Genomic DNA, 13511 nt, shown 5'->3' with positions numbered 1-13511 from the left:
CTTTATCGCTTCTTTTTATTCGGCTTCGGGGCAGGCCGCTTCAGGCTCCGCACCGCGTCACGCCCGGCGGCGATGCCGCTGCCAAAGGCCCAGTGCAGGTTGAAGCCGCCGCAGCTGCCGGCGCAGTCCAGCGCTTCACCCACAAAGTAAAGGCCGGGGCAGCCCTTGAACTGGAAGCTGGGGGTCACTTCGGTCAGGCACAGGCCGCCGCCGGTGGTCTGGGCCTGCTTCCAGCCGCAGGGGGTCAGGCCCTCGAACAGCCAGTGCTTGGCCGCGTTGGCCAGCACCTGCCAGGCGGCATCCGGCAGGGTGTCCACCGGTTTTTCAGGCAGCTTTGCCGCTGCCCACAGGGCGCGGCCCAGCTTGGGATTGAGCAGACCTGTCCAGAAATCCGCAGGTGCCTTGCCCGGCAGCAGGGGCACCCGGGCCGCAAACAGGGCGGTCAGGGCAGTCTCGTCCAGCATGGGGAAGAGGTCCAGCTCCACGGCCGGGCGCTTTGGCCCCCGCCCCGGGGCCAGATGGCCGGACAGCTGCATGATGCAGATGCCCGAAAGTCCGTAGTCCGTGAACTGCACCTCGCCGTTTTCCATAGCCACAGTGCAGTGGCGGTCGAGGTCCAGCAGGGTGGCAGCGGCCTTGGCCCGGATGCCGGCCAGAGATCGGTTGGGCTTTGCTGTCTGCAGGGCGGTCAGGCAGGGGTACAGCGGCTCCAGCTTTCCGCCGCACTGGGCGGCGAATCGGGTACCGAAGCCGTCGGTGCCGAACTGCGGCCCGGCATTGCCGCCCATGGCGCAGATGACGGCATCGGCCCGCAGGGTCTGGTCCTGACCCTCGGCATCCTCGCACAGGATGGTGTAGCCGCTGCGGTTCTGGCTCAGGGTCTGCACAGTGCAGCCGGTACGCACCTTCACGCCCAGCCGGGCAAGGTGGCCTTCCAGCAGGGCCAGCACGTCTGCGGCCTGGTTGGAGTAGGGGTACACCCGCCCGGCCTCATCGGTGCGGGTGTACAGGCCCAGCGCCGCGAACCATTCCAGCGGTGCGGCGGCATCCACCGCGGCCAGCAGGGGCCGCAGGGCGGCGGGGTCAGCGGTGAAATACTGCTCCGGTGCAATGCCGGTGTTGTCCAAATTGCAGCGGCCGTTGCCGGTGGCCAACAGCTTTTTGCCGCACCTGGGGTTGCGGTCCAGCACCGTCACCCGCACTGCCCCTGCCGGGGCAGACTGGGCGGCGGCCAATGCGGCGGCAAGGCCCGCTGCACCGCCGCCCAATATCACGATCTGCTGCATAAGAGCACCCCCTCAGAAATCCATACATTTTATTATAACATACACAACAGCAAAAGGATAGAAGAATGCCCCAAATTTGCAGCGAATAATCTTTGGCGAAAGCCTTGACAGAAAAAGCAGAATTTGGTAGTGTTGATTCGACGGAATTGCGTGGTTTCGCAGGCTGTGGAAATGCGGCCGGAAAAGGGCAGAGAGTTGGGACTCTGCTGAGGAGAAGCTGAATATGTGGAAGAAAAAAGAAAGATGGACGGCTGCTGCGCTGCTGCTGGCGATGGTCGTGGTGACAGGTCTGTGCTGGTACATCCTGTACATCCGGCAGCAGTTCTATGACGAAGGCACCCGCAACCTGCTGGAGACCTATGAGCAGGTGGATAAGGCGTTTACCATCTTCAGCCGGAGCAACTGGAACATGCTGAACGAGTGGGGCAAGAGCCTGCAGGCTGCCAATGAGGAGGGCCTGGCGGAGGAACGCCTGCACAGCTATGAGGCCGAGCGGGAGATCTGGCGGTACAGCAGCGTGTATCTGTTCAATGAAAACTGCGAATATTGGAGCATCCGGGGCAAGCATGAAAAAGTGGATCACCTCTGGACGGCCTTTGAGGAGATGTACCGCACCGGCAAGCCTACGGTGTCCAGCTACATCATGCGGAGCGGGGAGCGCCGGGTGGTATACTCTGCGCCCATTGCGCCGGTGGAGATCGACGGCACCACCTACACCAGCCTTGCCGTGAGCTATCGGAATAAGACCATAGAGGAATTGATCGGCGGCAGTGCTTATGGCGGTCAGAGCGACTGCTACATCATCCATCCCGATGGCGATGTGATGCTCTCGGAGGAGCCCAAGAGCGAGATCGAGGACTGGATGGACAACCTGTTCGACTACCTGCAGAAGCGTGCGCAGGTGGATGCGGGCACACTGACCCGGGCCCGGCAGGACGTGGCAGAGGGCCGCAGCGGCAGCCTTTTCTACTGGCTTGAGGGCAAGAGCTATTATCTGGTCTACCAGCCTGTGGGCTTTCAGGATCTGTCCATTGTGGGCATCGTCGGCCGTGACGTGGTGGACAGTGGAATGCGGAAGATCCAGAACGCCACCATCCTGCTGCTGGCTGGGCTGTTCTTCTGCGCAGGCATCGTGCTGGTGCACGGTGTCCGCATCGATGCTCGCCTGCGCGTGGAGGAAAAGGAGCGCGCCCTCCGGCAGGAAGAGGAGGCCCGCCAGCAGATGGAGGACCTGGCCAACACCGACGGCCTGACCGGACTGTATAATGAACGCTATTTTGACGCATTGTTGAAAGAAAACGAGCTGAACAGGACACCGTTTGTCCTGTTCTACCTCGACCTTGACCGTTTCAAGCCTGTGAACGACCGTTACGGCCACGATGTGGGCGACCAGCTGCTCAAGGAGGTGGCCAGCCGCCTGCGGGGCTGCGTGCGGGAGAGCGATGCGGTGTTCCGCATCGGCGGGGATGAGTTCGCCCTCATCGTCAACGGAGCCATAACGGAGGGGTTCTGCAAGAGCCGGGTGGAAAAGATCAAGGCAGCCATCCGGGAGCCTTACCGCCTGAAGGATGCAGAGGTGCAGGTTGGCACCAGCTGCGGCTGTGCGGTCTACCCCTGCGACAGCGACGATGTGCGTGCCATCCGCATCCTGGCCGACCACCGGATGTATGAGGATAAGCAGCGCTCCGGCCGGAGCTGCGAGTGACGAGAACGATAAAAGCTTTCTCCCAGTTTCTTGTACTTTCTCCCAAAATGAGCGTATAATTGGGAGAAGGAAGAACGGGCTGGGAGAAGAAATGGGTGAATCATGCGTACATTTGATTATAAAAAGATTGCAGAATACTCCTGGGATAATGAGGTCTTGTCTTATGTTGCGAAGATCCATGAATGCAAGGGGCGGCAGGAACTATATCTGAAACAAAGGCCCGCTGAATTGGAGCGGCTGGTGGAGATCGCAAAGATCCAAAGTACAGAGTCCTCCAATCGGATCGAAGGAATCATCACGACCAATGCACGCCTGAAACAGCTGGTTGAAGATAAAACGACTCCACGTAACCGGGACGAAATGGAGATATTGGGATATCGGAATGTTTTAAATCTCATCCACGAGAACTATGCCTATATTCCGGTAGAGCCGGGGTACATCCTGCAACTGCACCGTGATCTGCTGAAATATACGAATTTGACCTATCGAGGACATTTTAAGACTACACCCAATGAGATCGATATGACCCTTCCCAGCGGGGAACGCCATGTGCTGTTCCGCCCGCTGGAACCATACGAGACACCGGGTGCTGTGGAGGCACTTTGCTGCACTTATCAGGATGTGCTGCACAGAGAACTCGTTGATCCCCTGCTTTTGATCCCCTGTTTTATCTTGGATTTTCTCTGTATCCATCCTTTCAATGATGGTAACGGCAGAATGAGCCGGCTGCTGACCCTTTTGATGCTGTATCAGAATGGATATGTTGTGGGGCAGTACATCAGCATTGAAAAAGCAATTGCAGAGACTAAGGATGAGTACTATGCAGCATTGGCGCAGGCTGATCAGCACTGGCATGAGGAGGAAAATGACCCGACACCGTTCATCAAATATATGCTGGCGGTGATCTGCTCCTGTTATCAGGATTTTGAGCAGCGGGTCGATCTGGTCGGCGGGGGACAGAAGCGCGTGACGGCGTACGAGCGAGTGCGCAGCTATGCGATGGAAAGGCTGGGAGCCTTTACAAAACAGGAGGCCGCAGAGGCCTGCCCGGGCTTTGGTACAAGCTCGATTGAAAGCGCGCTGAAAAAACTGACAGAGGAGGGCGTTCTGGAGAGGATCGGCGCGGGCAGAAAGACGCAGTATGTGCGCAGGTAAGGCTCCGGCCGGAGCTGAATGAATAATTCCCTTCCTGTTTCCACAGAATAACCATACTTCACAGAAATCTGGAAGCAAAACCGGAACATGGAAAGGAAGGGAACCTTATGAAAGCAACCGGCATCGTGCGCCGCATCGATGAGCTGGGGCGGGTGGTCATCCCCAAGGAGATCCGCCGCACCCAGCGCATCCGCAGGGGAGACCCGCTGGAGATCTTCACAACGGGGGACGGCGAGGTCATCTTCAAAAAGTATTCGCCCATGGGGGAACTGAGCGGGGTGACGGCCCAGTATGTGGATGTGCTGAGCAAGTGCTTTGCCCTGACGGCCTTTGTCTCAGACCGGGACCGCATTCTGGCGGCATCCGGTGCGGGCAGGCGGGATCTGGCAGACCGCAGCGTAAGCCAGCCGCTGGAAAAGCTGATGGACAGCCGCAAGCCCTACCAGAGCGATGGTAGCCCCGAAAAGGCATTGCTGCCCTGTGAGGGCTCGCCCCGGGCGCTGCTGTGCGCTGTGCCCATCATTGCGGCGGGGGATGTCACCGGCAGTGTGGGCCTGCTTACGGAGGACCGCACTGCCCAGCCCGATGCCGCCCAGCTCAAGGCGGTGAACGTGGCGGCGGCATTTCTGGCAAAGCAGATGGAGGAATGATCTATTATATAGGAGAGCCGCCGCAGGGCGGCTCTTTTTTGTGCGGCCTTTATGACAGAATTATGAATCTTTCAAAACTTTTCTGAGAAGCTATTGACAGCGCCGCAAAATTGGATATAATGGTCTTAGCACTCAGGAAGAAGGAGTGCTAAAGAAACGAAAAGCGAACGAAGGAGGCAGGCGCTATGACGATGGATGCACGCAAGCAGCGTGTCTTGCAGGCGATCGTTGCGCTGTATGGCCTCGAGGGCGAGCCCGTGGGCAGCAGTGTGCTGGCAAACTACTTTGATATGGCAGTTTCCAGTGCCACGCTGCGCAACGAGATGGCCGCGCTGACCAAGCTGGGTCTGCTGGAGCAGCCCCACACCAGCGCAGGCCGTGTCCCCAGTGCCAAGGGCTACCGTTATTATCTGGATCATCTTCTCACCGATGACCAGCCGCTGGACCGTGTGACCCGCGCCCGTGTGGATGCGGTGTTCGCAAGCCTCGACCACGAGCCGGAAAAGCTGGCACAGGGTGCCGCCAAGGCGCTGGCCGCCATCAGCGGCTGCACCGCCGCCGTCAGCACCCCCTGTGCTGAGGATCTCTGCATCGCCCACTACGAGGTGGTGCAGGTGGGCCGCAGCGCCGCAGCGGTGCTGGCTGTGACCACTGCCGGTTATGTCCGCACCCGTGTGGCGCGGGTCCGCACCGGTCTTTCCCGGGAAAATGCAGCGGCGCTTGCCGCCCTGCTCAACCGGAACCTGACCTTTGTGGCTCCTGTTGATCTGTCGCCCCGGCTCCTTGCAGAGCTGTGCAGCCAGATCAGCCCGGAGCTGGTGCCGGTGATCAGCGCCGCCGCCGCCATCCTGCAGGATTCCACCCAGCCCCATGTGTATCTGGGTGGTGAGCAGTACCTGCTGGACTGGCCCCAGCTGGACGGCAAGGTGGGCAGCATCCTGAGCCTGCTGAACGACGAAGAGCAGGCCGCCGCCCTCATTGCACCCCCGGCAGAGCAGAGCGAAAGCATCCTGCTGGGCGAGGATCTGGAACCTCAGATCCCCGGCCTGTGCATCGTGAGTGACCGGTATCTGGTGGGCGGAGGCCTCTGGGGCTCTGTGGCCCTCATCGGCCCCACCCGGATGCCCTTCCAGAAGCTGATGCCGCTGCTCCACACCTTTGCCGATCAGCTTGGCGAAGGAATGAGCGGCAAACGAAAAGATACCCCGCAGGCAGCCGCACCCCGGCGGACTGTGATCTATAAGGAGGACCTGGAATGAGCGAAGAAACAAAAAAGACCCCGCAGGCAGAAGAACCTGCCGTGGAGCCCAACACCGCCGAGCAGGCCGCCCCGGAAACTGCACCTGAGCAGGCAGCGGCTCCCGAGACGAACGCTGAAGCGGCAGACCCCAAGAAAAAGGATGGCTTCTTCAACAAGAAGGCCCGGGAGCTGGAGGCCGTGAAGGCAAAGCTGGACGCGGCTGAGAAGAATGCCAATCAGGCCAAGGATCAGCTGCTGCGGATGGCCGCCGAGTATGAGAATTACCGCAAGCGCTCCACCCGTGAGGCTGACCAGAAGTTCAACGACGGCGTGTCCTTTGCCGTGAACCAGATCATCCCCATTCTGGATACGCTGGAGATGGCGGCCAACGCCCCCACCACCGACGAGAATTACAAGAAGGGCGTGACCATGACGCTGGACAAAGCCGCCAAGGCGCTGAACGCCCTCCATGTGGAGGAGATCGAGGCGCTGGGCAAGCCCTTTGACCCCAACTTTATGAATGCCGTGCAGCAGATCCCCGCCCCCGATGGGCAGGAGAGCGGCACCGTGATCACGGTTTACCAGAAGGGCTACAAGCTGGGCGATAAGATCGTCCGCCATGCCACCGTTGTTGTGGCAGAGTGATTTTGCAAGACCCCGCAAGGGTTTTCAAATATAACATCCGCTTGGTAACATTTGAGCATCACATAAACAAAAAACGTTCTGAATTTGAGAGGAGCTTTCATTATGAGTAAGATCATTGGTATCGACCTTGGTACTACCAACAGCTGCGTGGCTGTTATGGAGGGCGGCGAGCCCGTTGTTATCGCAAACTCTGAGGGTGCACGCACCACCCCGTCTGTTGTCGGCTTCACCAAGACCGGCGACCGTCTGGTGGGTCAGGTCGCAAAGCGCCAGGCCATCACCAACCCTGAGAACACGGTGGCTTCCATCAAGCGTTATATGGGCACCGACCACAAGGTGACCCTGAACGGCAAGGAGTACACTCCCCAGCAGGTCAGCGCGATGATCCTGCAGAAGCTGAAGGCAGATGCTGAGGCTTATCTGGGCGAGACTGTCACCGATGCAGTCATCACCGTTCCTGCATACTTCAACGACAGCCAGCGTCAGGCAACCAAGGACGCAGGCACCATTGCCGGCCTGAACGTCAAGCGTATCATCAACGAGCCCACTGCCGCATCTCTGGCATACGGCATCGATAAGGAAGAGGACCAGAAGATCATGGTCTACGACCTGGGCGGCGGCACCTTCGATGTCTCCATCATCGAGATGGGCGACGGCGTGACCGAGGTTCTGGCCACCAACGGTGATACCCACCTGGGCGGCGATGACTTCGACCAGCGCATCATCGACTGGATGGCAGATGCGTTCCAGAACGAGAACGGCATCGACCTGCGCAAGGATAAGATGGCCGCACAGCGCTTGAAGGAAGCTGCTGAGAAGGCAAAGATCGAGCTGTCCAGCGCAATGAGCAGCCAGATCAACCTGCCCTTCATCACTGCCGACGCTACCGGCCCCAAGCATCTGGATATGACCCTGACCCGCGCAAAGTTCAATGAGCTGACCGCTGATCTGGTTGACCGCACCATGACCCCTGTCCGCAAGGCTCTGCAGGATGCAGGCCTGCGTCCCTCTGACCTGAAGAAGGTCCTGATGGTCGGTGGTTCCACCCGTATCCCCGCTGTCTACGATGCAGTCAAGAAGGAACTGAACTGCGAGCCCTTCAAGGGCATCAACCCCGATGAGTGCGTGGCTGTGGGCGCTGCCATCCAGGGCGGCGTTCTGCAGGGCGATGTCAAGGGCCTGCTGCTGCTGGATGTCACCCCGCTGAGCCTGGGCATTGAGACCCTGGGCGGCGTGTGCACCAAGATCATTGACCGCAACACCACCATCCCCACCCACAAGAGCCAGGTGTTCTCCACTGCTGCTGATAACCAGCCCTCTGTTGAGATCAACGTTCTGCAGGGCGAGCGTGAGTTTGCCCGCGACAACAAGAGCCTGGGTGTGTTCCACCTGGATGGCATTGCTCCGGCTCCCCGTGGTGTGCCTCAGATCGAAGTCACCTTCGATATCGATGCAAACGGCATCGTGAAGGTCAGCGCGAAGGATCTGGGCACCGGCAAGGAGCAGAATATCACCATCACCGCTTCCACCAATATGTCCAAGGAAGATATCGACAAGGCTGTGAAGGAAGCTGAGCAGTTTGCTGCCGATGATAAGAAGAAGCGTGAAGAGGTCGATATCCGCAACGGCGCTGATCAGATGGTGTTCCAGACTGAGAAGATGCTGAAGGAGAACGGCGACAAGATGCCCGCTGACGTGAAGAGCGAAGCTGAGGCAAAACTGGCCGACCTCAAGACCGCTGTTCAGTCCGGCTCCATCGATGAGATCAAGGCAAAGCAGGATGAGCTGAGCCATGTCTTTGAGAAGATGTATCAGGCTGCCGCTGCTGCCCAGCAGGCTGCAGGCGCACAGCCCGGCCCCGATGCTGGCGCAAACAACCAGCAGAAGCCCAACGATGACGGCGTTGTGGACGCTGACTTCAAGGAAGTTTAAGTTCTGACACAAACGGCAGATGCCCGGCCAAACCGGCGGGCAGGCGTGCCGGATAAAAGCAAAAGCCGCTCCGGTTTTGCCGGGGCGGCCTTTGCTGGTTTTATAGAGGTATGGTTATGGCACAGGAAAAGCGCGATTACTACGAAGTGCTGGGAGTATCCAAAACGGCCACCGATGCGGAGATCAAAAAGGCTTACCGCAAGCTGGCCATGAAGTACCACCCGGACTACAACCCCGGCGATAAGGATGCCGAGGAAAAGTTCAAGGAAGTCAATGAAGCCAACGAGGTGCTTTCGGACCCGAAGAAGCGCCAGCTGTACGATCAGTACGGCTTTGCCGGTGTGGACCCCAGCTATGCAGCCCAGAACGGCGGCGGCGCGGGCGGCTTCAGCGGCTTTGGCGGCGATGGGGTCGATCTGGGCGATATCTTTGGTGATATCTTTGGCGGCGGTTTCGGCGGCTTTGGCGGCTCTGCCCGTCAGGCAAACCCCAACGCCCCCCGCAAGGGTCAGGATATCCGTGTGCGGATCACCCTGAGCTTTGATGAGGCCGTGCATGGCTGCAAGAAGAACATCACCATCACCCGCCAGCAGGAGTGCACGGAGTGCCATGGCAGCGGCTGCGCCGCCGGCAGCAGCCCCGAGACCTGCCCGGACTGCGGCGGCCGCGGCTATGTCATCCGGCAGCAGCGCACTCCCTTTGGCGTGATGCAGACCCAGCAGCCCTGCTCCCGCTGCGGCGGCAAGGGCAAGCTGGTCAAGAACCCCTGCAAGGTCTGCCACGGCAGTGGAAAAACTGCCGCCAGGAAAACGCTGGAGGTGTCCATCCCCATGGGCATCGACGACGATCAGAGCTTTGCACTGCGCGGCATGGGCGATGCCGGTGCCAACGGCGGCCCTGCCGGTGATGTGATCGTGATGGTCACGGTCCGGCCCAGCGAGGTGTTCCAGCGCGACGGCTATGATGTCTGGGTCACGGTGCCCATTACCTACAGCCAGGCGGTTCTGGGCGACAGCATCACCGTGCCTTCCATTGACGGCAAGGTGGAGTACACCGTGCCCGAAGGCACCCAGAGCGGCACCACCTTCCGCCTGCGCGGCAAGGGCATCCAGTATCTGAACGGCCGCGGCCGGGGCGATATGTACGTCAAGTGCGAGGTGGAGATCCCCAAGAAGCTGAACAAGGCCCAGCGGGATGCCCTGAAGAAGTTTGAGGGCACCCTGAAAGAGGAGAACTACGAAAAGCGCAAGGGCTTCTTCAAAAAGCTGAAGGATATGTTCGCATAAGCTGTCCATCAAAAAAGAGCGAAGATTCGGTTGAATCTTCGCTCTTTTTGTTTGCAGTCAGATCAGCCCATATAGCTGATGTTCACATCGATCTGGCCGCCGTAACCGGGAATGCGGGCGGTGCAGGTGCCCTGCCACATATTGCAGGCAATGGGGCTGGAGGCCACGTTGTAGTGGGCGTTCCAGATGTAGTAGTTGGACAGCTGGCTCATATCCAGCCGCTTGCGGAACCAGGTGGTGGAGGCGTACACGCCGGGCTTGTAGCCCAGTGCCTTGACCTCTTCGCAGAAAGCCACAGCACACTTGGTGCGGTCTTCCACGCCCAGACCATCGGCACGGCCATTGCCTGCACCGGAAGCCTCGGTATCAAAGTAGATGGGGTAATCGAGCTGGCGGCCATTCAGCACATAGACGCAGGCCTGTGCTTCCTCGCGGGCCTCGTTCTCGTTGACGGCCTGGCTGAAGCAGTAGATGCCCACCCGCAGCCCGGCGTTGCGGGCGTTGGTGAAGTGCTCCTCAAACTTGGGGTCCTGCACCAGCGCGCCGGAGCCGTAGCCGCGGTAGCCTACGCGGATGATGGCAAACTCCACACCTGCCGTTTTCACCTTGTCCCAATCGATGCTGCTCTGGTACTTGGAAACATCGATGCCGAAGGTGGCGGGCTGCTGCACGCCGGAGGCATCAAAATAATAGAGCTTGTTGTCGATGCTCTGGATGCCGGTGACGGGCTGGTGAGTGTTCTGGTCGTAGTAATAGGTCTTGCCGTTTTCGGTGCGCCAGCCGGAATACTGGGGCGTTTCTTCCTCATCCTTGCCGAAGAAGAACTCCCACAGCCACTGCAGCAGGCCGTTTTCACCGGTCAGGCAGGTGGGGTCGATGCTCTCTTCGTCCAGCGTGCCGCTGTCCAGTGCATCCCGGATCTCCTCAGGGGTCAGCAGAACGGTGCCGTTGATATCCTTGATCTGGGCTTCGGCCAGCACATCCTCGCCGTTCTCGGAAGCGGCAGGCGCTTCCTCGGCTACGGGGGCGGTCTCCTCCGTTTCGGGCAGGATGGCGGCCTCTTCAGGAGCAGCCATCGGGTCCTCAGCGGCCAGCGCCTCGGTCTCTGTCAGGAAGTGGGGGAAGGAGTTCTCGTTCTCGATCTCCGAAGCATCCCCGGCCATGGGGTCGGCGGGTGCGGCTTCCGGCTGCACAGCGGGCTCCGCAGCGGGGGCGGTGCTCTCTGCCGGGGCGGCGGTGTTCTCCGCCTTGGTCGCGGGTGCGGCAGGGGTGCTGGCTGCGGCCTGCTCCTGAGAAGAAGCGCTCTCCTCTGGCTGGGTGCTCTCGGCCTTTGCCTCGCTCCTGTCACTCTTATGATCGAACCTGGGCAGAGTCACTCTGCCCTCAGTCTGCAGGGCGGCGGGCTCGACCGTCAGGCCCGCAGGCTGGGATGCCAGCAGGAAGGTGGTGCCCGCACCGCCAATGGTGATGGCTGCCGCCATCACCAGGCACGCAACAGCCTGGCCGATGCTGCGGCCGGTGCCGTTCTTGCTTGATTTCTTGAAAGATGTTTGTTTCATGCCGCTTGCTCTGCCTCCAAGCTGGACCGGGCAGGATACACGAACTGCACCGGCCCGCCAATATAGTCTCGCATAATTGCGGATAAAGCTATTTTTACTCTCCCAGTATACACCCAAACCCGTGTCGCCGTCAATCAGTTCGCTGTGCTTCGGCATCGCGTCAGGCAGAAAAAGCGGAAAGAAAAACACGCTCCACAGTAAAAACGAGCAGGAAAGCAGAATCATTGCATCCAAAGCTGTGAAATTTGTCGCTTTGGACGAAAAACGCGGCCTCCTCTTGCTGTCTTGACAGGTGTATGGTATGATACTTGACACGGAAAGCTCCCGCGCAATGGGCCGGGAGAGAAAGGTTAGGAAGAGTCTATGTCAAGTGTAAAGGACTTTTTGAAGCGGAAGGATATCGTTATCACTCCGCAGCGTTATCTCATCGAGGCTCTGGGTGCCATGGCACAGGGCCTGTTCGCCAGCCTGCTGATCGGCACCATCATCAAAACGCTGGGCCAGCAGACCGGGCTGGAGGTGCTGGTCGATCTGGGCGGCTATGCCTCGGCCATGAGCGGCCCGGCCATGGCCTGTGCCATCGGCTGGGCACTGCACTGCCCCCCGCTGGTGCTGTTCAGCCTGATCACCGTGGGCTACTCGGCCAATGCACTGGGCGGAGCAGGCGGCCCGCTGGCTGTCCTGATCATTGCCATTGTGGCTGCTGAGATGGGCAAGGCCGTGAGCAAGGAGACCAAGGTCGATATCCTTGTCACCCCGCTGGTGACCATTTTTGTGGGCGTGGGCCTTTCCATGCTCATCGCGGCTCCCATCGGTGCCGCCGCCAGCCAGGTGGGCACCCTGATCATGTGGGCCACTGAGCAGGCCCCGCTGGTCATGGGCATTCTGGTGTCTGTCATCGTGGGTGTGGCGCTGACCCTGCCCATCTCCTCTGCCGCCATCTGCGCGGCTCTGGGCCTGACCGGTCTGGCGGGCGGCGCTGCTGTGGCAGGCTGCTGCGCCCAGATGGTCGGCTTTGCCGTGATGAGCTATAAGGAGAACGGTGTGGGCGGCCTGGTCAGCCAGGGCCTGGGCACCAGTATGCTCCAGATGGGCAATATCATCAAGAATCCCCGCATCTGGATCGCCCCCACGCTGGCCTCGGCCATCACCGGCCCGCTGGCGACCTGCCTGTTCCACTTTGAGATGAACGGCGCGGCGGTCTCCTCCGGCATGGGCACCTGCGGTCTGGTGGGCCAGATCGGCGTGTACACCGGCTGGGTGAACGATATCGCCGCCGGCACCAAGGCCGCCATCACCCCCATGGACTGGGCTGCCATGGCCCTCATCTGCTTTGTTCTGCCCGCAGTCCTGAGCGTTCTCTTCTGCGAGATCGAGCGCAAGCTGGGCTGGATCAAAGAGGGCGAGCTGAAGCTGAACTAAACTCCCTCCGTCATCGCTTACGCGATGCCACCTCCCTCAATGAGGGAGGCTAAAAGGCTCCCTCTCCGAGGGAGCTGGCACGGCAAAGCCGTGACTGAGGGAGTTATAAAGGTTTCCCGTCCAACACGGCTTCAGCCAGCGTATCATCTTCATATCGGAGTTTGAGCGAGAAAAAGGGTCTGTCCTCCTCGAGCAGGCGGAAGAAGATCTTGTCGCCCTCCCAGATGGGCAGCTGCTCCACCTGCTCCTTGGGCACCCATTCCAGAATGCCCTCGTTCCGGGCGGCATCCTTTACCAGTGTGCCCGTCCAGGCATCGGCGGTGTAAAGGAACATGTATTCGGTCAGCTCGCCCAGAAGAAAGGTCACCACACCCCGGCAGCGGTAGGAGGTCAGGGTGAGGCCGGTCTCCTCCTGCACTTCCCGCAGCAGGCAGTCCTCCGGGCTTTCAAACGGCTCAAACTTGCCGCCCACACCGATCCATTTGTCGTGGTTCAGGTCGTTCTTCTTGGTCACGCGGTGGAGCATCAGGTAGGCATTATCCTGTTCCAGATAGCACAGGGTGGTGTTGCGCATGGGAAATTTGGGATCCATCAGCAATTCTCCGTTTCTGTCAGCATTACAAAAAGCGTC

The 13511-nt window shown here is 59.9% G+C and carries 11 protein-coding genes; 8 read left to right on the top strand and 3 right to left on the bottom strand.

Annotated features, from left to right (window positions below; translation table 11 throughout):
• Positions 1–2 precede the first annotated feature (2 nt).
• A complete protein-coding gene (locus P0G09_RS12110; RefSeq protein WP_275252792.1) occupies positions 3–1286 on the bottom strand; it encodes an aminoacetone oxidase family FAD-binding enzyme in 1284 nt (427 codons plus the stop codon).
• Between the two features lie 223 nt (positions 1287–1509).
• Between P0G09_RS12110 and P0G09_RS12105 the strand changes: the two genes are divergently transcribed.
• The 7 genes from P0G09_RS12105 to dnaJ all read left to right on the top strand — a co-directional run bounded on the left by P0G09_RS12105 (position 1510) and on the right by dnaJ (position 9899).
• Entirely contained in the window at positions 1510–2991 is a 1482-nt protein-coding gene (locus P0G09_RS12105) for a diguanylate cyclase (RefSeq protein ID WP_275252791.1), read from the top strand.
• 240 nt (positions 2992–3231) lie between these two features.
• On the top strand, positions 3232–4146 hold the full coding sequence (locus tag P0G09_RS12100) for a Fic family protein (protein ID WP_342760533.1): 915 nt from the start codon (positions 3232–3234) through the stop codon (positions 4144–4146).
• Between the two features lie 107 nt (positions 4147–4253).
• Positions 4254–4796, top strand: coding sequence for a stage V sporulation T C-terminal domain-containing protein (locus P0G09_RS12095; RefSeq protein ID WP_005934668.1), 543 nt, complete (start codon positions 4254–4256; stop codon positions 4794–4796).
• Positions 4797–4981: 185 nt separating this feature from the next.
• Positions 4982–6055: a heat-inducible transcriptional repressor HrcA gene (hrcA, locus tag P0G09_RS12090; protein ID WP_097771359.1), complete on the top strand. Its 1074-nt coding sequence runs from the start codon at positions 4982–4984 to the stop codon at positions 6053–6055.
• Complete coding sequence (grpE, locus tag P0G09_RS12085; RefSeq protein WP_117477060.1) at positions 6052–6681, top strand: nucleotide exchange factor GrpE; 630 nt, start codon at positions 6052–6054, stop codon at positions 6679–6681. Before hrcA ends, grpE begins: the two co-directional genes overlap by 4 nt.
• A gap of 102 nt (positions 6682–6783) precedes the next feature.
• Entirely contained in the window at positions 6784–8613 is a 1830-nt protein-coding gene (gene dnaK, locus P0G09_RS12080; protein ID WP_005934665.1) for a molecular chaperone DnaK, read from the top strand.
• Positions 8614–8729: 116 nt separating this feature from the next.
• Entirely contained in the window at positions 8730–9899 is a 1170-nt protein-coding gene (dnaJ, locus tag P0G09_RS12075) for a molecular chaperone DnaJ (protein WP_035394621.1), read from the top strand.
• Positions 9900–9961: 62 nt separating this feature from the next.
• Here dnaJ and P0G09_RS12070 read toward each other — a convergent pair whose 3' ends face one another.
• Positions 9962–11458: a GH25 family lysozyme gene (locus P0G09_RS12070; protein WP_275252790.1), complete on the bottom strand. Its 1497-nt coding sequence runs from the start codon at positions 11456–11458 to the stop codon at positions 9962–9964.
• Positions 11459–11821: 363 nt separating this feature from the next.
• Here P0G09_RS12070 and P0G09_RS12065 point away from each other — a divergent pair, with 363 nt between their 5' ends.
• On the top strand, positions 11822–12880 hold the full coding sequence (locus tag P0G09_RS12065; protein WP_275252789.1) for a PTS sugar transporter subunit IIC: 1059 nt from the start codon (positions 11822–11824) through the stop codon (positions 12878–12880).
• Between the two features lie 103 nt (positions 12881–12983).
• Here P0G09_RS12065 and P0G09_RS12060 read toward each other — a convergent pair whose 3' ends face one another.
• On the bottom strand, positions 12984–13472 hold the full coding sequence (locus tag P0G09_RS12060; RefSeq protein WP_154277125.1) for an 8-oxo-dGTP diphosphatase: 489 nt from the start codon (positions 13470–13472) through the stop codon (positions 12984–12986).
• Positions 13473–13511: the final 39 nt, after the last annotated feature.

The sequence above is a fragment of the Faecalibacterium sp. DFI.5.82 genome (assembly GCF_029076575.1).
Classification (GTDB): domain Bacteria; phylum Bacillota; class Clostridia; order Oscillospirales; family Ruminococcaceae; genus Faecalibacterium; species Faecalibacterium duncaniae.
The sequence above is the reverse complement of the archived record's forward strand: the minus strand, read 5'-3'. Positions and strand labels throughout refer to the sequence as shown.

Coding starts and splice junctions, on each gene's coding strand:
- P0G09_RS12110 (WP_275252792.1), bottom strand. CDS start 1,286: ATGCAGCAGATCGTGATATTGGGCGGCGGTGCAGCGGGCCTTGCCGCC.
- P0G09_RS12105 (WP_275252791.1), top strand. CDS start 1,510: ATGTGGAAGAAAAAAGAAAGATGGACGGCTGCTGCGCTGCTGCTGGCG.
- P0G09_RS12095 (WP_005934668.1), top strand. CDS start 4,254: ATGAAAGCAACCGGCATCGTGCGCCGCATCGATGAGCTGGGGCGGGTG.
- hrcA (WP_097771359.1), top strand. CDS start 4,982: ATGACGATGGATGCACGCAAGCAGCGTGTCTTGCAGGCGATCGTTGCG.
- grpE (WP_117477060.1), top strand. CDS start 6,052: ATGAGCGAAGAAACAAAAAAGACCCCGCAGGCAGAAGAACCTGCCGTG.
- dnaK (WP_005934665.1), top strand. CDS start 6,784: ATGAGTAAGATCATTGGTATCGACCTTGGTACTACCAACAGCTGCGTG.
- dnaJ (WP_035394621.1), top strand. CDS start 8,730: ATGGCACAGGAAAAGCGCGATTACTACGAAGTGCTGGGAGTATCCAAA.
- P0G09_RS12070 (WP_275252790.1), bottom strand. CDS start 11,458: ATGAAACAAACATCTTTCAAGAAATCAAGCAAGAACGGCACCGGCCGC.
- P0G09_RS12065 (WP_275252789.1), top strand. CDS start 11,822: ATGTCAAGTGTAAAGGACTTTTTGAAGCGGAAGGATATCGTTATCACT.
- P0G09_RS12060 (WP_154277125.1), bottom strand. CDS start 13,472: ATGGATCCCAAATTTCCCATGCGCAACACCACCCTGTGCTATCTGGAA.